Origin of the sequence: Pontibacter sp. HSC-36F09 (assembly GCF_024171605.1) — a bacterium.
Classification (GTDB): domain Bacteria; phylum Bacteroidota; class Bacteroidia; order Cytophagales; family Hymenobacteraceae; genus Pontibacter.
The window spans coordinates 39,852-58,635 of sequence record NZ_JALKAA010000002.1; the positions used below are offsets into that span (position 1 = coordinate 39,852).

General features: G+C 51.2%; 15 protein-coding genes. 9 read left to right on the top strand and 6 right to left on the bottom strand.

Going from position 1 to position 18,784, the window contains the following annotated elements:
- Together L1278_RS06235 and L1278_RS06240 are read right to left on the bottom strand one after the other, a co-directional pair.
- Positions 1-1,494: a lipopolysaccharide biosynthesis protein gene (locus tag L1278_RS06235; protein WP_253402013.1), complete on the bottom strand. Its 1,494-nt coding sequence runs from the start codon at positions 1,492-1,494 to the stop codon at positions 1-3.
- A 104-nt stretch (positions 1,495-1,598) separates the two neighbouring features.
- Positions 1,599-2,381: an enoyl-CoA hydratase/isomerase family protein gene (locus L1278_RS06240; protein ID WP_253402015.1), complete on the bottom strand. Its 783-nt coding sequence runs from the start codon at positions 2,379-2,381 to the stop codon at positions 1,599-1,601.
- Positions 2,382-2,579: 198 nt separating this feature from the next.
- Here L1278_RS06240 and L1278_RS06245 point away from each other — a divergent pair, with 198 nt between their 5' ends.
- Entirely contained in the window at positions 2,580-3,560 is a 981-nt protein-coding gene (locus L1278_RS06245; protein ID WP_253402017.1) for a DUF3078 domain-containing protein, read from the top strand.
- 93 nt (positions 3,561-3,653) lie between these two features.
- Entirely contained in the window at positions 3,654-3,998 is a 345-nt protein-coding gene (locus L1278_RS06250; RefSeq protein WP_253402019.1) for a hypothetical protein, read from the top strand.
- Between the two features lie 672 nt (positions 3,999-4,670).
- Here L1278_RS06250 and infB read toward each other — a convergent pair.
- From infB to rimP, 3 genes are all read right to left on the bottom strand, one after another.
- Positions 4,671-7,745, bottom strand: a complete 3,075-nt coding sequence (infB, locus tag L1278_RS06255) for a translation initiation factor IF-2 (RefSeq protein WP_253402021.1) — start codon at positions 7,743-7,745, stop codon at positions 4,671-4,673.
- 117 nt (positions 7,746-7,862) lie between these two features.
- Positions 7,863-9,116 carry a transcription termination factor NusA gene (gene nusA, locus L1278_RS06260; protein ID WP_253402023.1) on the bottom strand — a complete coding sequence of 418 codons (1,254 nt, stop codon included), beginning with the start codon at positions 9,114-9,116 and terminating at the stop codon, positions 7,863-7,865.
- A gap of 7 nt (positions 9,117-9,123) precedes the next feature.
- Positions 9,124-9,597, bottom strand: a complete 474-nt coding sequence (rimP, locus tag L1278_RS06265; RefSeq protein ID WP_253402025.1) for a ribosome maturation factor RimP — start codon at positions 9,595-9,597, stop codon at positions 9,124-9,126.
- A 310-nt stretch (positions 9,598-9,907) separates the two neighbouring features.
- On the opposite strand from rimP, the gene L1278_RS06270 reads away from it, so the two are divergent.
- The 3 genes from L1278_RS06270 to L1278_RS06280 all read left to right on the top strand — a co-directional run bounded on the left by L1278_RS06270 (position 9,908) and on the right by L1278_RS06280 (position 13,655).
- Positions 9,908-11,038 (top strand): endonuclease/exonuclease/phosphatase family protein, encoded by a 1,131-nt coding sequence (locus L1278_RS06270; protein WP_253402027.1) that lies wholly within the window; start codon positions 9,908-9,910, stop codon positions 11,036-11,038.
- A 117-nt stretch (positions 11,039-11,155) separates the two neighbouring features.
- Complete coding sequence (gene cysS, locus L1278_RS06275; RefSeq protein WP_253402029.1) at positions 11,156-12,649, top strand: cysteine--tRNA ligase; 1,494 nt, start codon at positions 11,156-11,158, stop codon at positions 12,647-12,649.
- Positions 12,639-13,655, top strand: coding sequence for a M28 family peptidase (locus tag L1278_RS06280; protein ID WP_253402031.1), 1,017 nt, complete (start codon positions 12,639-12,641; stop codon positions 13,653-13,655). Before cysS ends, L1278_RS06280 begins: the two co-directional genes overlap by 11 nt.
- Positions 13,656-13,702: 47 nt before the next feature.
- Here L1278_RS06280 and L1278_RS06285 read toward each other — a convergent pair whose 3' ends face one another.
- Positions 13,703-14,362, bottom strand: coding sequence for a hypothetical protein (locus tag L1278_RS06285; protein WP_253402033.1), 660 nt, complete (start codon positions 14,360-14,362; stop codon positions 13,703-13,705).
- 279 nt (positions 14,363-14,641) lie between these two features.
- Here L1278_RS06285 and L1278_RS06290 point away from each other — a divergent pair, with 279 nt between their 5' ends.
- The 4 genes from L1278_RS06290 to L1278_RS06305 all read left to right on the top strand — a co-directional run bounded on the left by L1278_RS06290 (position 14,642) and on the right by L1278_RS06305 (position 18,775).
- The gene (locus tag L1278_RS06290; protein ID WP_253402035.1) at positions 14,642-15,700 is read left to right on the top strand and encodes a class I fructose-bisphosphate aldolase; all 1,059 of its coding nucleotides are present in this window, start codon (positions 14,642-14,644) and stop codon (positions 15,698-15,700) included.
- Positions 15,701-15,870: 170 nt separating this feature from the next.
- Positions 15,871-16,770 carry an acetyl-CoA carboxylase, carboxyltransferase subunit beta gene (accD, locus tag L1278_RS06295; RefSeq protein WP_253403327.1) on the top strand — a complete coding sequence of 300 codons (900 nt, stop codon included), beginning with the start codon at positions 15,871-15,873 and terminating at the stop codon, positions 16,768-16,770.
- Between the two features lie 266 nt (positions 16,771-17,036).
- Positions 17,037-17,798, top strand: a complete 762-nt coding sequence (locus tag L1278_RS06300; protein WP_253402037.1) for an OmpA family protein — start codon at positions 17,037-17,039, stop codon at positions 17,796-17,798.
- 311 nt (positions 17,799-18,109) lie between these two features.
- Positions 18,110-18,775 carry an OmpA family protein gene (locus L1278_RS06305; RefSeq protein WP_253402039.1) on the top strand — a complete coding sequence of 222 codons (666 nt, stop codon included), beginning with the start codon at positions 18,110-18,112 and terminating at the stop codon, positions 18,773-18,775.
- Positions 18,776-18,784 lie beyond the last annotated feature (9 nt).

Genomic DNA, 18,784 nt, shown 5'->3' on the forward strand with positions numbered 1-18,784 from the left:
TTATTTTTTAGATAGAAAGTAGGACCGCTCCCTGAACCAAACCACTGCCAGAAAAACGCCGCATATTGCCAAATGGTATGCGTGGCGCAGCCAGAAATCTTCGATAGGCACCAGGAAGGCAGCCGCCACCAGTCCCGTAGCGAGTACGATATACCCTAAAATGGTTTTGACAGGGTAGGGGATCGGGTAGTGCACATTGCCCAGCAGGTAAGTGGCCAGCGCCATACCGATGTAGCAAAGGAGCGTGGCTATGGCCGAGCCCATGTAGCCCAGTACAGGTATAAGCAGCAGGTTGAAAGCAATCGTAACCGCTGCTCCCCCGAAAGCGATGTAGGTGCCAAAATGCGTTTTATCTGTCAGCTTGAACCAAACAGTGAGGTTGTAGTAAATGCCCAGGAACAGGTTGGCGAGCAGCAGTACCGGCACTACCATCAAACCGTCATGGTATTCCGGTCCGATCAGTAGAGCGAAATCTTCGAGGTTAGTCGAGATAAACAGGTAGATGAAAGCACAGGCGATCACAAACCATTTCATGACCAGAGCGAAGGCCTGCGGCGATTCTTTCTCCTGTGCCTGCGAGAAAAAGAACGGCTCGGCGGCATAGCGGAAAGCCTGTATGGTGAGCGTCATGAAAATGGCGAGTTTGTAGCAGGCGCTGTATATACCTACGGCCGCCATGTTGCTGGTGCCCGGATAGAAACCTTCGGGCAGATAACGCTCCAAAAGTATCCGGTCTATCACTTCGTTGACCATGCCGGCCAGCCCCATGAACAGGAGCGGCCATGCGTATTGCAGCATCGGCTTGAGTTGCTCCACATCCAGCCTGAAGCGGAAAATGCGCAGCTCCTTCCACAGCATGGGCAGCAGCAGTGCATTGGCCACCAGGTTAATCAAAAAAATATAACCAACTCCAAAATCTGGATTGTACAGGTATGCGGCTAGCGGTTGCAGACTCGTGAGGTACTGTCCTTCGTAAATGTGCCGCAGCAGGACCAGGAAAAAAAGATTGGCCCCCACTGTCAGCAGGATGTTGGCCAGCTTAATGGAGGCGAATTTGATGGCTTTGTTCTGATGCCGAAGCCAGGCAAATGGTATAGCCACCAGCGCATCGATTGCCAGCACAAGCGCCAGCCAGACGATGTACTCCCGGTGTTCAGGGTAGCCGATGTAGTCTGCAATTTGCTGCGAAAAGAGCAGCAGTATACCTGTGAGAATCGTGCTGCTAACCAGAATGGCGCTCAGCACCCGGTTGTAAACCGTTTTCGGTTCTTGCTCAGGTTTGTTGGCAAAGCGGAAAAAAGCCGTCTCCATTCCGTAGGTATACACGACGTTGAAGAAAGCCACAAAAGCATATAGGTAGGAGACCACCCCATACTCCTCTGGCAGAAACACACGGGTATAGACCGGCACGAGCAGGTAGTTGAGGGCGCGGCCCACGATGCTGCTCAGTCCGTAGGCAGCTGTTTGCCCGACCAGTTTTTTGGCGATGCTCATGCGTTTGTTTTAGGGCAGGGAGGTATAGGTATCAGCTGAAAAAGACAGAACGCGCTATACCTGCCATTTATTGATAGGTATAGCGCGTTGCTGCAGGTATAAGATTAAGCGCCTTTGAATACAGGCTTGCGCTTCTCCAGGAATGCATTGGTGCCCTCAATAAAGTCTTGCGAGGAGCAGCAGCGGGCAAACGAGTTGGCCTCTGTCTGGTAGCCATTCTCGTCTTTGTCGTACACGGCGTTCACACAGTCGATTACCAGGCCAATGGCAAGTGGGGCCTTAGACACGATCTTGTTCATAATCTCCATACACTTTGGCATCAGTTCTACAGCAGGCACTACGTGGTTTACCAAACCAAGTGCCTTGGCTTCGTTCGCGCCAATCATGTCGGCGGTCATCATCAGTTCCATCGCTTTGCCCTTACCGATCAGCTGTGTCAGGCGCTGCGTGCCACCGTAGCCCGGTATAAGGCCCAGGTTTACTTCCGGCTGACCAAAACGGGCACCTTCGCTGGCAACGCGCATGTGGCAGGCCATAGCTAGTTCGCAGCCTCCGCCTAGGGCAAAGCCATTCACGGCAGCGATCACGGGCTTGGTGCAACGTTCGATCATGCTGAAAACCTCCTGACCGCGCTCCGCAAAACTGCGGGCGTTTACGTCGCTAAGTTCTGAGATCTCCGAAATGTCAGCACCTGCTACAAAAGCTTTTTCTCCGGCACCGGTAAAGATGGCTCCCTTCACAGCAGAATCGTCATAGACTTGCTGGATGGCAGCCTTGATCTCCCTGATGGTTTCGATGTTGAGGGCATTTAGCTTATCTGCACGATTAATGGTGATGATAAGAACGCCATTCTCGAGGTTGAGCAGCAGGTTTTCGTATAGAGACATAGTTTAATACGGTATGGTATTTAGATAACAGCAGCAAATATAGTAGTGATTTAGCTAAATCCCTAAAGTGCAATCCGGTAATGGCTCAGTTCTAATGGCCCTTCCCTAAAGATTCACATCAGCATCGTCCCTCTGGTCTGGATTTGTTATATTTGTGCAATTTGTAAATACAGTACGCTCACCTTATACCTTATTCTCATGCTTAAGGCTTTATTGCGCTTTCTTTTCCTGTTTCTTATCTCTTCATATTTTAGCTTAGCCACTGCCTCTGCCCAGGACATCCCGGCCCCTGTCCAAAACCCTCCGGCCGATACGGCGGCAGTGCCGAACATCTGGGACTTCGGCGGTACCGGCACGATCAACTTCAGTCAGGTGAGCCTGAGCAATTGGGCAGCCGGGGGGGAGAGTTCGCTCTCAGCCCTGGGTATATTGAATATCTACGGCAACTACAAAAAGGGCAAAAACACCTGGAACAATACCCTGGATCTAACCTATGGCACTGTGAAACTGCAGGAGCAGCGCCTCCGCAAAAGCGACGATCGCCTGGAGCTGAACCTGAAGTATGGGCGCCAGGCTTCGAGCAAATGGTTTTATACGGCGCAGCTCAATACCCGCACCCAGATCAGCCCGACCTATACCCCCGAGCGCGACTCGGTGGTCTCTAACTTCATGGCGCCCGCTTTTGTGTTGGCCTCCATCGGTATGGACTACAAACCCAATCCCAAGCTGTCGGTTTTCATTTCACCTTTTACCGGCAAATTCACGGCTGTGCTCAACCAGCGCATGGCGGACTACGGGGCTTTTGGGGTGGAGCCCGCTCGGAGTGACCTGGAAGGCAATCTTATACCTGGCACCGGGGAGCGACTGCGCGAAGAGTTCGGGGGCTTTGTGAATGTGCGCTTCCGGAATGAGATATTCAAAAATGTGACCCTCCAATCCAAAGCCGATCTGTTTTCCAATTACCTGCACAATGCCAAGAACATTGATGTGAGTTGGGAGAACCTGGTAAACTTTAAGGTGAATAAGTTTTTGTCGGCCAGTCTCTTTGTGCACATGATCTATGATGATGATATTTTGATCGATATTGACCGCAGCGGTGATGGTACAATGGATGGGAAAGGACCTCGTTTGCAGCTGAAAGAAACCATGGGAATAGGGTTATCTTACAAATTCGAATAGTAAACTTTTAATTACCACTTCTTGTTATTCACTAAAAATGTATACTTTAGCGCATAATGTACGTTGTATAGATACATTATCAAAAGTGGATTTATGAAAAAAATCATATCGTTACTATTCTCTCTGTCTTTCCTCCTGTTTGTGTCCGATGCGATGGCACAAACTTCCAGTTCTTCGAGCACTTCGCTGAACTCCGGGAAAGACGAATACTGGGGTACTGCCCGGGTGCAGGAAAAGGGTACTACCGCTGATGCCGTCGGCGCACGCGCTTCAGGTATGGACGCACGTTGGAATGCTTATGAAAATTCGAACCGTACCCGCTTTACCAAAGACCGCATCAAAGGCAGCAAGCGCATGGAAGCCATTCTGAAAAAAGAGAAAGAAATGCACCGCAAGCACAAGCGCGACAAGCGTCGTCTTGCCCGGTATTCATTGTAATAGAACACCCCGAATGCATTTAAAAGCCCCGCCTGATTATTCAGGCGGGGCTTTTTTTTGATCCTGTATAGTATAAGCGAGGCGCGCAACATATATGGCTTGTTTTTGCTATACATTAAGACAGGATTTGAGGTATAGCCTTACCACTAAAGAAGGGTAAAGGTGAGACTTGATTTAGAAGCTGGCAAAGCTCTTTCAAAGTATAGCTACACTATTTCAGCAGGTATACCTTGCGATTGGTCAGTGCGTTTTATTTTCCTATGCCTGATTCGGATTGATCAATCTGATTCGGTATAGGGTCTCCAGACCCGCGTAATCTATATTTTGATTTATGGGTATGTGGACAATCTCGTAGAGCGTTTCCTTAAGTTTATAGGATTTGGATAAGGGCCTCGACAAAGCTTCGGGGCATGGATGTACCGAAGAGCATCTACTTATGTTGACAGAATTAGTAGATGGGGTTTCATTACCTCAAACGTGCTCTTAATTAAGTAGGATAGCTCTGCTGTATTCAGATATAGCCTTTCTCAGGTAAAGCAAGTGGTCAGGTATAGTTATCCTTTTTCAGGTATAGCCAGTGCCCGCTACTTCAAGATGGTTTTGCTGACTGCCCAAAAACAGAAGGCTCCCGCTTTCGCAGGAGCCTTCTTTATGATTCATGATGCAGCTGTATTACAGCGTACGCTTCACTTCTTTTTCTACGTAAGCTTCGATTACGTCACCGATCTCGATCTCGTTGTATCCTTTCAGGCTGATACCGCATTCGTAACCCTGGCGTACTTCAGACACATCGTCCTTAAAGCGCTTGAGTGCCAGAATCTCGCCGTCGTGTACCACAATACCGTCACGTACCAGACGTACTCTGGAGTTACGCTGAATAGAGCCGTCTGTGATCATACAACCTGCAATCGTACCAACCTTCGTGATGCGGAATACATCGCGAACTTCGGCGTTGCCCGTAATCTCCTCTTTCATGGTAGGAGCAAGCATGCCTTCCATCGCGTCTTTCACTTCGTTGATCGCATCGTAGATGATAGAGTACAGACGAACGTCAATCTGTTCCTGCTCTGCCAGTCTGCGGGCGTTCTGTGAAGGACGTACCTGGAAACCGATGATGATCGCATCAGAAGCGGAAGCCAATAACACGTCAGATTCTGAGATAGCGCCTACGCCTTTGCTGATGATGTTCACCTGCACCTCGGCAGTAGACAGTTTCAACAGGGAGTCAGCAAGTGCCTCTACGGAACCGTCCACGTCACCCTTCACAATTACGTTAAGCTCCTTGAACGTACCAATGGCCAGACGACGACCGATTTCATCCAGGGTGATGTGCTTGCGGGTACGCAGGCTTTGCTCACGCTGCACCTGTGCCCGGTTGGTAGCGATTTCACGTGCCTCGCGCTCCGATTCCATCACCTGGAACTTGTCACCGGCCTGTGGTGCACCGTCCAGACCCAGCAGCTGTACCGGGGTGGATGGGCCTGCCTCTTTCATCTTGCGGCCGCGGTGGTCGGTCATAGCTTTCACTCTACCGTAGTGGGAGCCTGCCAGTACCACATCACCTACTTTCAGCGTACCAGTCTGCACCAGCACCGTTGCTACGTAGCCACGGCCTTTGTCAAGCGATGCTTCGATAACCGTACCCACGGCATTTCTGTCTGGGTTAGCTTTAAGCTCCAGGAGCTCAGCCTCCAGCAATACTTTCTCCAGCAGGTCAGGTATACCCTGTCCTGTTTTCGCTGAGATTTCCTGCGACTGGTATTTGCCGCCCCATTCCTCTACCAGGATGTTCATCTGAGCGAGCTCTTCACGAACCTTATCTGGGTTAGCGGCTGGTTTGTCTATCTTGTTAAGTGCAATGATGATAGGAGAACCGGCTGCCTGTGCGTGATTGATGGCCTCCTTTGTCTGTGGCATCACCGAGTCATCGGCCGCCACCACGATAATAACAACGTCCGTTATTTTGGCACCACGGGCACGCATGGCCGTAAAGGCTTCGTGACCCGGCGTATCCAGGAAGGTAACGGTACGTCCGCTCTCTGTCTGCACCTTGTAGGCGCCGATGTGCTGCGTGATACCGCCGGCCTCGCCAGCTGTTACGTTGGCATTACGGATATAGTCAAGGAGGGAAGTTTTACCGTGGTCAACGTGACCCATAATGGTCACAATCGGGGCACGATCCAACAGATCCTCTTCGTTTTCTTCTAGCGCTTCTTCCAGCGCCTGCTCATCTTCTGATGTGATGAACTCCACTGCATAACCAAACTCGTCTGCAATGATGGTGATGGCTTCGGCGTCAAGGCGTTGGTTGATGGATACGAACATACCCAGCTGCATACATACCTTGATGACATCGTTCACGCTCACGTTCATCAGCGCTGCCAGGTCATTAGCTGACACGAATTCTGTTACACGCAGGGTCTTCGACTCTGCCTGCTCCATCAGGCGACGCTCTTCTGTCGCATCCGCAATAGCAGAGCGCTTCTCACGACGGTATTTGGCGCGGTTACCACCGCCTCCTTTGCCGCCGCTCAGCTTCGCAAGCGTCGCTTTGATCTGCTCCTGGATTTCCTTATCCGTTACTTCTGCTTTTTCTACACGTGGTCCCGGAGCATTGCGTGGTCCACGGCCGCCTGGGCCTCCAGGTCCGCCACCGCCAGGACGTTGTCCCGGACGATTGCCCTGATAGCCTCCGCCGCCGCCACCCGTATGCTGGATAGGGCGAGCCTGTGGATTGGAAACACTTTGTCCCTGGTTCTGGTTGCCACCCTGTTCCGGGCCGGCCACAATAATGCGCTTGCGCTTTTTCTTCTTACCGGCCTTCTTGTCATCAGAAGACGCTACCGGCTTAGTACCTTTTCTACGGGAGCTGTCTGGCAATTCAATCTTGCCCAGCACCGTAAGGCCTTTCAGCTGGTCGGCTTTTGCTGTAATTGTTTCTATTTGTTCTGGTCCTTTTTCTTCAGGAGTAGCAGGTGCCGGCTTTTCCGGTGCCTGTGGTGCCGCCGCTTGCGCAGGAGCTGGTGTTCTTTCAACTGGTTTTTCAGCTGGTTTCTGTTCCGCAGCAGGGGCAGGAGGCATTGCCGGTTGCTGTGGAGTTTCAACTTTTGGAGCTTCCACCTTAGGAGTTTCAGCTTTAGGCACTTCCGCGGCAGGTGTTTCCTGCACAGGCGCTGCCGGTTTCTCCACAGGCTTCTCTACCTGAGGTGCAGGGGCTGGGGCTGCCTGTTCCGGCGCTTTCGCTTCCGGGGCTTTCGGCTGTTCAACTGCAGGTGCCTTCGGCTCTTCCGCTTTAGGGGTGGCTGGCTTAGGTATAGGACGGCCTTTAGCGTCAAGCTCTATTTTGCCAAGCACTTTTATACCTGGAAGCTTTGCTTCAACAGGCGCCGGTGCTGGCTCCGCTTTTGGCTTCGCCTCCGGGGCTTCGTTTTTCGGCTGCTGCGCGTTCTTGATCAGGATCTCCTGCTCAGGCTCCGATGTTTTCTTTGGCTCGTGATGAGGCTCCGATTCCACTATCTGGTTGCTTTGTGGTTTCTTGCCAATGTTCAGTTCTTCCGCTTCAATCTTGTCTTGCATGGAAGAGGCGAACTCTTTAGCCAGCATACCGAACTGCTCTGCCGTGATTTTGGTGGTGGGTTTGTTTTCCACGTCAAAGCCTTTAGCAGAGAGGTAATCCACAATGGTAGCTGTACCAATGTTTAAAGTAGTTGCAACCTGTTTGAGCCTCCTGATTTTGTCTTCTGCCATGTTCTGATATGCTGTCTTTATTATTCTGTTAATATACTATAGTTGCCTTGCAAGGTATAGAACTACGCCCCGTCCCGAATATTTTTCAAAATTACAGTAACGGAGCGCAACTCACAACTATTGATTGTCTTCTTCTTCCAACTCTTCGCGTAGGATGGAGAGCACGCTGTCGATCGTCTCTTCTTCCAGTTCTGTTCTGCGAAGCAGGTCTTCCTTCGAAATGGCCAGTACGCTCTTGGCCGTGTCCAGGCCGATGCGACGCAGTTCTGCAATCACCCAGTCCTCGATCTCGTCCGTGAATTCCTCCAGGCTGATGTCCTCTTCGTACACTTCCGACTCACGGAACACGTCGATCTCCATGTCTACCAGCTTGCTGGCCAGCTTGATGTTCTGGCCGCCTTTACCGATCGCAAGCGATACCTGGTCCGGCTTCAGAAACACGGATACACGACCGTTCTCGTTGTCTATCTTCATGCTGGTGATCTTAGCAGGGCTAAGCGCGCGCTGAATGTAGAGTTCCAGGTTATCGGTGTAGTTGATCACGTCGATGTTCTCGTTCTCCAGCTCGCGCACGATGCTGTGGATACGGGAACCCTTCATGCCCACGCAGGCACCTACCGGGTCAATACGGTCGTCAAACGATTCTACGGCTACTTTGGCTCGCTCGCCGGGCTCACGCACAATTTTTTTGATGGCGATCAGTCCGTCGTAAATCTCCGGCACCTCGTTCTCGAACAGACGCTCCAGGAATGCAGGAGATGTACGGGAAAGAATGATCTTCGGATTACCGTTCACGATCTCAACGCGCTGTACCACGGCACGCACTACATCACCTTTGCGGTAACGGTCTTTCGGGATCTGCTCGCCTTTCGGGATCAGCAGTTCGTTTTCTTCCTGGTCGAGCAGCAGTACTTCGCGGTTCCATACCTGGTATACCTCACCAGAGATAATCTCGCCAACAAGATCTTTATACTTCTGGAACAGGAGTTCTTTCTCCATGTCCTTGATGCGCTGGATGAGCGTCTGGCGGGCGGTCAGTACGGCACGGCGACCGAAGTCCTCGAGCTGTATTTCTTCCGACACTTCCTCTCCCACTTCAAAGTCAGGCTCTATTTTCTGCGCCTCCGATAAGGCGATCTTATCATGATCCCAGATGTCCTCCGAGTTGTCGTCCACGATTTCGCGGTTGCGCCAGATCTCCAGGTCACCCTTCTCCACGTTCAGGATGATGTCAAAGTTCTCGTCGGTGCCCCACTTCTTGCGGATCATGGTACGGAATACATCCTCCAGGATGCGCATCATCGTCGGGCGGTCTATGTTCTTGAATTTCGCGAATTCAGCGAACGACTCGATCAGGACTGAACTGTTCATTATCTTATCATTTAAATGAGATTACAACATTTGCTTTTACAATTTCCCCGAAGGGTATTTGCACAGGCTCATACGTTGCCTTTTTGCCTTTTTGTTTGATTTCTTCTGTCAGGTTTATACCTGTTTCTGTTACTTCTTCCAGCTTGCCGGTTTTTTCGGTGCCATCCTGCATTTTCAGCTTCAGGTTGCGGCCGATGTTTCGCTTATACTGCTGCGGCTGCGTGAGCGGAAAATCCACCCCCGGTGAGCTTACCTCCAACACATAAGACACCTCCTCGCCATACTCCTCTGCGATCTTCGCATTAACGCGGCGGCTGATGCTGGCGCACTGGTCTATCGTGATGCCCTGCTCGCCGTCAGCCAGCACGGTTATCTTGGGGCGCACCGCCGAATCAGACACCGCCACATCTACGATGAACAGGTCGTTTTCCGGTAGGCTGGCTTCCACCATTGCGCGAATACTTTGTGCCGTTATTGCCATATTAAATTAAAGAAAATAAAGAAGGGGACCTTGCGTCCCCTCATCTCCTTGGAAATAATGTCACAAATTTACTATAAAAACATTATATAAACAACAATATGTGTGGAAGTGCGCTGTAAATTATCTGGTTTCTGGAGATTTCGGACGGTATTTGAGCCCCTATAGCAGACTACCGAATGGGCTTCGGGTCAGTAACATGAACCGGCGCGAGAGAAGTTCTGCTTTTTAAAAACGGTACTGCCGCCGCATCTGAATATATTCTGAAGCGAGGCTTGATATTCCTACATGCATAATTTGTAAGTTTGCCACCGTGGCAGGTACATTCAAACGCATACGCCGGAAAATCTGGCTGATCCTTAACATTCTGGTAGTGCTCTGGCTGCTGCTCGGGGTGCTGAGCATGCGCGTGCCTCCCTACGAATTCTGGCCTGCGGGCTTCATGGCTTTCTCGCTTCCCGGTGCGCTGGTACTCAACTTCCTGTTTTTCATTTACTGGCTGCTGAAGCGCTCATGGTATGTGTTTCTACCGCTCGCTGTGATCGGCCTTGGTTGGAACCACTATGGCCGGCTGGTGTCTATATCATGGGACAAAGAGGTGCCTGCTGACGCTAAAACCCTCGAAGTACTTAGTTTCAACGTGCATATCTTTAACGCTTACGAACAGATTGTGGAAGGCGTACCGCGTGTGTCGGAAGAGATGGTGGATTGGGTAGCAACGCACCCTGCCGATGTGTTCTGTTTGCAGGAGTTTTACAGCCGGGTGAACTCTACTGAGTTTAACAACTTTAACCGGATCGGGAAAAGGTATAACCGGTATGTGTTTGCTTCTACTTACCAAGGCGATCGCGTGAAAGCCGATCTAGGTATAGCCATCTTCTCGAAGTATCCGATCATCAGAGGGAACACCATTCGTTTCCCGAATACGCCTGAGCGCAGCGCCAACCGGGCCGCCTGGGTAGATATCAATGTGAAAGGAGATACTGTCCGGATCTACGCAGTTCACCTGCAGTCGATGAGCATCAGAGCAGCAGATATCGAGAATACTTACTCGGCAATAGGTGACGAAGTGAGCTTCAAGAAAGAAAGTCGCAATCTGGCCCGTCGTTTGCGCATGGGTTTCCGGGCAAGGGCGCTGCAGGTACAGCAACTTTTGGATCATGTGAAAACCTCGCCCTATCCGGTTATCGTTTCGGGCGACTTCAACGACATTCCGTTTAGCTATACCTACAGCCAGTTGGTAAGCGAGTTGAACAACTCGTTTGAGAAAGCCGGCAATGGAGTGGGGGCCACTTACAACGGTCCGCTGCCCTTTCTGCGTATTGATAATCAGTTCTACAGCGACGGCCTGGAGGCCTACGATTTTAAAACGCATTACGAAATGCCGCTTTCTGACCACTTCCCGATCTCGGCCACCTATGTCATCAAGCCGAAGGAGGAGTAAGGCACTGACGGTATATTTTCTTAATTTTGAACTTTGGTTTGCCAGCGAGGTTAACCGGAAAGATCAAGTATAAACAGAAGGCATGCCCTGTTCGCATGCACTTCCTATACCGATACCATGCAACACAAACTCAACCTGTATAACACGCTCACGCGCAAAAAAGAACTGTTCGAACCGCTGCACGCGCCCTTCGTGGGAATGTATGTCTGCGGGCCGACAGTGTACGGCGAACCCCATCTGGGCCATGCCCGCAGTGCCGTTACCTTCGACGTGCTGTACCGCTACCTCAAATACCTGGGCTACAAAGTACGCTACGTGCGCAACATCACCGACGTAGGTCACCTGGAGAACGACGCCGACGAAGGCGAAGACAAGATCCAGAAAAGAGCCAAACTGGAGCACCTCGAGCCGATGGAAGTGGTGCAGCATTATACCAACGTGTACCAGCAGGACATGGCGACGCTCAACGCGAAGTCGCCGGATATTGAGCCGCGTGCCTCGGGCCACATCATTGAGCAGATCCAGATGATACAGGAGATACTGGAGAACGGCATGGCCTATGAGGTTAACGGATCGGTCTATTTTGACGTGCCAGCCTACCACAAAGATCACAATTACGGCAAGCTTTCCGGTCGCATCATCGAAGACCTGCTGAGCAATACCCGCGACACCGAGGGGCAGGGCGAAAAGCGCTCGCCGCTGGACTTTGCGCTTTGGAAAAAAGCATCGCCGCAGCACATCATGCGCTGGCCTTCGCCCTGGAGCGACGGCTTTCCGGGCTGGCACCTCGAGTGCTCGGCCATGAGCCGCAAGTACCTGGGCGAAACCTTCGATATACATGGTGGTGGACTAGACCTGATGTTCCCGCACCACGAATGCGAGATTGCGCAGAGCCAGGCCAGCCACAGCCACTCCGACGCGGCCCGCTACTGGGTGCACAACAACATGATCACGGTGAACGGCCAGAAAATGGGCAAGTCGCTGGGCAACTTCATCAATCTGAGCGAGCTCTTCAGCGGCAACCACCAGATGCTGGAGCAGGCCTACAGCCCGATGACCATCCGCTTCTTTATTCTGCAGGCGCACTACCGCAGCACCCTCGACTTTAGCAATGAGGCACTACAGGCCGCCCAGAAAGGGTACAGAAAGCTGATGAACGGTATGCGTGTACTTGAAAAGTTAAGTTATCCGGAAGAAGGTGTAGGCACACCGGATGAGAAGCTGAACGATGAGCTGCTGAAACTGACCGAAGATTGCTTCCGTGGACTGAACGACGACCTGAACACGGCCCGCGCGATCGCCTCGCTATTCAACCTCCTCAAAAAGATCAACAGCCTATACCTGGGTCAGCTGCAGATCGGGGCACTGACGCGCGGCACTTTCGATACCATTCGCACGACCTATACCGAACTGGTAACCGATGTGCTGGGTCTGAAGGATGAACCGACTGCTGACATGGAAGAAATGCTGGAGCTGGTGCTTGGCTTTTACAAAGAAGCGAAAGAGAACAAGGCGTATGACAAGGTAGATGCCATCCGTGCTGAACTGAAAAAGCAGGGCATCGTGATCAAAGACCTGAAAACCGGAATTGACTGGGCTTATGAAGAATAATATGAAGCTACTGGCCATGCTGCTGTTTGGAGCGATGGGGCTTAACGGCTGCGACTCTTCCGAAAACGGAAACAGTAGCGAGCGTGTGGCAACCACCGAAGTGGAGGAGGCTGCCGCTGTGCAAGCGCCTGAATTTAATGCGGACTCTGCTTATTTCTTTGTGGATCGGCAGGTGGCTTTCGGGCCGCGAGTACCGAACACGGCCGAGCACTACAAAACAGGAGAGTGGCTTATCGAGACGCTGCGTGGCTACGGTGCTGAGGTACAGGTGCAGGCTTTTCAGGCAAAGGCTTTTGATGGCACTATGCTGAACCTGCGCAACATCATCGGCACCATCAACCCGAATGCAACCAAACGGGTACTGCTGGCCGCTCACTGGGACACACGTCCCTTTGCCGACAAAGACGACAAGGACCAGAACAAACCCATTGACGGCGCCAACGACGGTGCCAGCGGTGTTGGTGTGCTGCTTGAGATTGCCCGTACCATTCAGGCTGCAGAGCAAAAACCAGGTATAGGCGTCGATATCATTTTCTTTGATGGGGAAGATTACGGACGCCCGGATAACAGCGATCATCCTTACATGCAGGACGACTGGTGTCTGGGTTCGCAGTACTGGAGCAAGAACAAGCATACGCCGAATTACAAAGCGAACTACGGCATCCTGCTCGACATGGTAGGCGCCGAGAATGCCAAGTTTGCCCGCGAAGGCACCTCCATGCAGTACGCCCGCAACATCGTGGACAAGGTATGGCGCGCCGGCAATCGCATTGGTTACTCCGACTATTTTAAGTATGTGAATGCTCCGGCCATTACCGACGATCACTATTACGTGAACACAGTGGGCGGTATACGCATGATCGACATCATCGAGTACAACATGGCGAACCAGGACGACTACTTCGGCCATTACCATCACCGCCATGCCGATACGATGGACATTATCAGCAAAAACACCTTAAAGGCAGTGGGCCAGACCGTGCTGCACGTGCTGTACAACGAGTAAGGCTATACCTGACTGACAAATAAAAAGGCGCTCCATGGAGCGCCTTTTTATTTTTTGATAACAGAGGGCAGCACGTTGTCTTCCGTCATCTTCTGCACAGTGAGTTCAGCAAACTTGCTTGCTGCCTTGCGCAAGCTGGTAGGGCTGTGTGACTTGGACTGGGCTGACCAAACCAGCCGGTCAGTATTGGCATCGTAGAGGTTAGTTTCGAGGTAGTATACCTTGTCTTCGGTGTAGTATCCGGGGTCGTAGAGTGTAGGGTACCAGTAGGTATAATAGCCCCTGAAACTGCCATACCACATAAACCGCGTCATGGGGCGGTACCCCATGTTTCCAGGCACGTAACGGGTTTCAGTTTGCTCGTCTACCAGGGCAGCGGTGAGGATGGCGTCATGGCCGTTTTCTTTAATGCGCTCGATGAGCAGGTTGACATCGGGTTGGGTTTTAGCTGTGGCTGAGGGCGGAAACAGGTCCATGCTGCGGGTCGCCTGAATGCCACGCATCTGCAATTGGTCTACCAGGTCATTCTCTACTTCCTGCCGGGCCAGCACATTATCGGTGAGGGCTGCCACAACTACCCGCCGGTAATTCTGGGCTTCGATCTCCGGGCTTTTCCAGGAGCCCAGAATCTTTGTGGAAGAAGAGCAGGCGGCTATACCTGCCAATAGCAACAGAAGCCAGGCGTATGTAAGACGTTTATGTATCATGTCATGGCGCTAACGTTCTTATAGCTAATGCTTTGTATAACGAGTATAGGGTTGTTTTAGATTTAAGATAACAAGGTATAACCCTGCCCTATACAAGCAGATGGCGAGATGATGTTATTTAGTGCCAGGTATAGAGCAACATTTTAGCGAGGTATGCGGTATGTTGGGGCAGTATACCCGTGCTGGTCATCAGAAGGCATGATAATTTCTGAAGTATACAAAAGCGTTATATATTTGTCCTGCAATTCAATACGTCCTTTTATTAAAACCATTAAAAAAATGTCGTACGATAACATCGTTTCCTTACTAGGCTCTGAAGCGGAGAGCCTGCTTCAGTATGAAAGCAAAACAATTTCCAAGGACCTGATCCATGCACCGGGACCTGACTTTGTAGACCGTGTGTTCTCACTGTCTAACCGTAACCCGCAGGTTTTGCGCAGCCTGCAACAGCTCTTCAACACAGGTCGTCTGGCGGGTACCGGTTACCTTTCCATCCTGCCCGTGGACCAGGGCATCGAGCACACAGCGGGTGCTTCTTTTGCTCCAAACCCGATTTATTTCGATCCGGAGAACATCATCAGGCTGGCGATCGAAGGTGGCTGCAACGCCGTGGCAACTACCTTTGGTAACCTGGCGATGATGTCCAGAAAGTACGCGCACAAGATTCCGTTTGTGGTAAAGATCAATCACAATGAGCTGATGACCTACCCGAACAAATATGACCAGATCATGTTCGGCTCCGTGGACGAGGCCTGGAGCCTGGGCGCTACGGCCGTAGGCGCTACCATTTACTTCGGTTCTGAGGAGTCTTCCCGCCAGATCATTGAGGTGGCAGAGGCGTTTGAGAGAGCCCACCAGCTAGGTATGGCCACCATTCTGTGGTGCTATACCCGCAACAATGCCTTCAAGAAAGACGGCGTAGACTACCACGTAGCAGCTGACCTTACTGCACAGGCCAACCACTTGGGTGTGACAATCCAGGCGGACATCATCAAACAGAAACTGCCTGAGAACAACGGTGGCTTCAAGGCGATCGGTTTTGGCAAGACGCACGAGAAAATGTACTCTGAGCTTTCTTCTGACAACCCGATTGACCTGGCCCGCTACCAGGTGGCCAACTGCTACATGGGCCGCGCCGGTCTGATCAACTCCGGTGGTGAGTCGAAGGGCGAGTCGGATCTGGCGGATGCCGTACGCACAGCCGTTATTAACAAGCGTGCAGGCGGTATGGGCTTGATCTCTGGTCGCAAGGCGTTCCAGAAAGACATGAAAGTTGGTGTGGAGTTGCTGAACGCGATTCAGGACGTATACCTGGCCAACGACATTACACTTGCGTAATCTGTAGCAGAACTGCTGATTATTAACTAATTTTACAGCCTGCTTTGGAAAAGCTCCTTTGTGAGTATTCCGGAGCAGGCTATATTTGTGCCCGAATCTGCCCGATTTGGAAAGAGGAGTGTGGCGGAACAACCATTTAATGTGCAGCATGCACGCCCGATACGATTATGATGCCTTGGTTTAAACGAGTAGAAAAAGGAATTAACACGCCGACAGAGGAGAAGAAGGAAACCCCGGACGGTTTGTGGTATAAGTGCCCGGAATGCAAAACGGTGACCAGCATGACCGAGCACCGCAAAAACCTGAAGACCTGCGTGAAGTGCAACTACCACGACCGTATTGGCTCCAAGGAGTATTTTGCCATCCTGTTCGACGACAACAAGTTCACGGAGATGGACGAGGACATGAGTTCGGGTGACCCTCTGAATTTCGTAGACTCCAAGCCATACCCGCAGCGTACAGTTGAAACCGAGCGCAAGACCGGTTTGAAAGACGCCGTGCGCACTGCCTATGGCAAGTCCGGAGGCCGGGATATTACCATCGCCTGCATGGACTTTGCTTATATCGGTGGCTCTATGGGCTCTGTGGTAGGGGAAAAGATTGCCCGCGCCATCGACCATGCCCGCAAAACGCGCACGCCTTTCATGATGATCTCAAAATCAGGTGGCGCCCGCATGATGGAGGCCGGATTCTCGCTGATGCAAATGGCCAAAACCTCTGCCAAGCTAGCGCTTCTCTCAGAAGAAAAACTGCCTTATATCTCTTTACTCACCGATCCGACCACAGGTGGTGTGACCGCATCATACGCCATGCTTGGTGATTTCAACATTGCCGAACCGGGCTCTCTGATCGGTTTTGCCGGACCGCGTGTGATCAAAGAAACGATAGGCAAGGACCTGCCGAAGGGCTTCCAGAGTGCAGAGTTTGTGCTGGAGCACGGCTTCCTGGACTTTATCGTGGACCGCAAAGAACTGAAGCAGCGCCTCGTTGACCTGTTGGGTATGATCATGCCAGCCGCAGAAGAAAGCAACGGCACTGCTAAGATCCAAAAAGCTGCCAAGTCATCATAAGCAGATTGTATTAATATCTCAGACTAAAAGAGCCTGTTAGTGTCGCTGACAGGCTCTTCTGCTAGCACTCAAACATGACAAAATATAAGCTGGAGAAGGGGAAACAAACCTTTTTGGCTCATGAAAGTAATAGTTTGGGTAAAGCACAATATTGTGCCTAAGTTTGGCATTAGTATTGCGAAAGCACGAAAGCGATGCAATGCGCAAATGTATTAACCAATACGACTATCAATCAAAAACCATTTTTTCAAATTTATCAAAAGACTATGAAATTAGTAAAACTATCGTTGACATCGATGCTGGCTGTTACCATGCTGTTCACTTCGTGCCAGACTACAGCTCCTACCACTTCTGGAACAGGCGATACGTCAACCACAACGGGTAACAGAACTGATACCAGCACGACTGGCCAGGAAAAGACAGGTATGAATAAAACCACCAAAGGCGGTATCATCGGAGCGGGCTCCGGCGCTGTAGTAGGTGGTATCATCGGTAACCGCATGGGTAACACAGCAGCAGGCGCTATTATTGGTGCAGCAGTGGGTGGTGCTACAGGTGCTGTGATCGGTCGCCGTATGGACAAGCAGGCTGAAGAACTGGAGAAGAGCATGGAAAATGCCAAGATCGAACGTGTAGGCGAGGCTATCCGCATCAACTTCGACTCAGGTATCCTGTTTGCCGTGAACTCTGCTGAACTGAGCGCCAAAGCCAAAAAAGACATTGACGGCCTGGTAGCGACACTGCAGAAATACGAAGGCACGAATATCATCATCGAAGGCCACACTGACAACACCGGTAGCCGTGAGCTGAACCAAGGGCTGTCAGAGCGTCGTGCGCAGTCTGTTGCCAACTATGCCCGCACCCAAGGTGTAGATGCATCGCGCATGCAGGCAAAAGGCTATGCGTTTGACCAGCCAATTGCTGATAACACAACAGCCGAAGGCCGTTCGCAGAACCGCCGTGTGGAGGTTATTATCATTGCAAGCGAGGAGCTGAAGAAGGCTGCTGAAAACGGTGAGATAAAGTAAGGAATCAGGTATAGCACCTGTACTTGAGCGCCTGTCAGCTATACCTGACAGGCGCTTTTTTGTGCAGCAGATAACTCCTTTAGCAGGCTCCTAAAGCCATTTATATAGTGTTTTTGAATATTCTTCTGTTGGTTTACGTATATACTTTGCCTAATGCAAGTTACCAATAGTGTGCTGCTAACATATTAACTAGTAGGAGGTTAGTCGCATTGGGTAGTATAACTGCTATATGTAAATACAACATTTTAATGCATTTGGAGTATTAAGGGCGTAATCTGACAACTATAATTGAAAATTAAAAAACGAAGACAATGAAACATATCAGAATTTATTTGGCAGTACTTGCCGTATTCGGTTTATTATTTACTTCCTGTAATGCCAGCCGCACGGCCAAAGGCGGTGCCATTGGTGCCGGTAGTGGTGCCGTAGTGGGTGGTGTAATCGGTAAAGTGGCTGGTAACACAGCAGCAGGTGCCATTATTGGTGCGGCAGTGGGTGGTACGGCCGGCGCCCTGATCGGCCGCCACATGGACAAGCAGGCAGAAGAGCTGCGCCGTGACCTTGAAAACGCAAAAGTAGAGCGTGTAGGGGAGGGTATCAAAATTACCTTTGACTCAGGCATCCTGTTCGACGTGAACTCTGCTGAACTGCGTTCGAATGCGCAAACGGACATCCAGCAACTGGCCACTACGCTGAAAAAGTACGAAGACACGAACATCATCATCGAAGGCCACACCGACAACACGGGTAGCCGCGATCTTAACCAGCGTCTGTCGGAGCGCCGCGCTGAGTCGGTGGCGAGCTATACTACCCAGCAGGGCGTTTCGCGTAGCCGTATCACAACGCAGGGTTGGGCTTTTGACCACCCGGTAGGCGATAACTCCACAGCAGCTGGCCGTCAGGCTAACCGTCGTGTTGAGATCGCGATTTTTGCAAACGAAAAAATGAAGAAAGCCGCAGAGCGCGGTGATTTATAAGCATTAATC

Coding starts and splice junctions, on each gene's coding strand:
- L1278_RS06235 (WP_253402013.1), bottom strand. CDS start 1,494: ATGAGCATCGCCAAAAAACTGGTCGGGCAAACAGCTGCCTACGGACTG.
- L1278_RS06240 (WP_253402015.1), bottom strand. CDS start 2,381: ATGTCTCTATACGAAAACCTGCTGCTCAACCTCGAGAATGGCGTTCTT.
- L1278_RS06245 (WP_253402017.1), top strand. CDS start 2,580: ATGCTTAAGGCTTTATTGCGCTTTCTTTTCCTGTTTCTTATCTCTTCA.
- L1278_RS06250 (WP_253402019.1), top strand. CDS start 3,654: ATGAAAAAAATCATATCGTTACTATTCTCTCTGTCTTTCCTCCTGTTT.
- infB (WP_253402021.1), bottom strand. CDS start 7,745: ATGGCAGAAGACAAAATCAGGAGGCTCAAACAGGTTGCAACTACTTTA.
- nusA (WP_253402023.1), bottom strand. CDS start 9,116: ATGAACAGTTCAGTCCTGATCGAGTCGTTCGCTGAATTCGCGAAATTC.
- rimP (WP_253402025.1), bottom strand. CDS start 9,597: ATGGCAATAACGGCACAAAGTATTCGCGCAATGGTGGAAGCCAGCCTA.
- cysS (WP_253402029.1), top strand. CDS start 11,156: ATGCAACACAAACTCAACCTGTATAACACGCTCACGCGCAAAAAAGAA.
- L1278_RS06280 (WP_253402031.1), top strand. CDS start 12,639: ATGAAGAATAATATGAAGCTACTGGCCATGCTGCTGTTTGGAGCGATG.
- L1278_RS06285 (WP_253402033.1), bottom strand. CDS start 14,362: ATGATACATAAACGTCTTACATACGCCTGGCTTCTGTTGCTATTGGCA.
- L1278_RS06290 (WP_253402035.1), top strand. CDS start 14,642: ATGTCGTACGATAACATCGTTTCCTTACTAGGCTCTGAAGCGGAGAGC.
- accD (WP_253403327.1), top strand. CDS start 15,871: ATGCCTTGGTTTAAACGAGTAGAAAAAGGAATTAACACGCCGACAGAG.
- L1278_RS06300 (WP_253402037.1), top strand. CDS start 17,037: ATGAAATTAGTAAAACTATCGTTGACATCGATGCTGGCTGTTACCATG.
- L1278_RS06305 (WP_253402039.1), top strand. CDS start 18,110: ATGAAACATATCAGAATTTATTTGGCAGTACTTGCCGTATTCGGTTTA.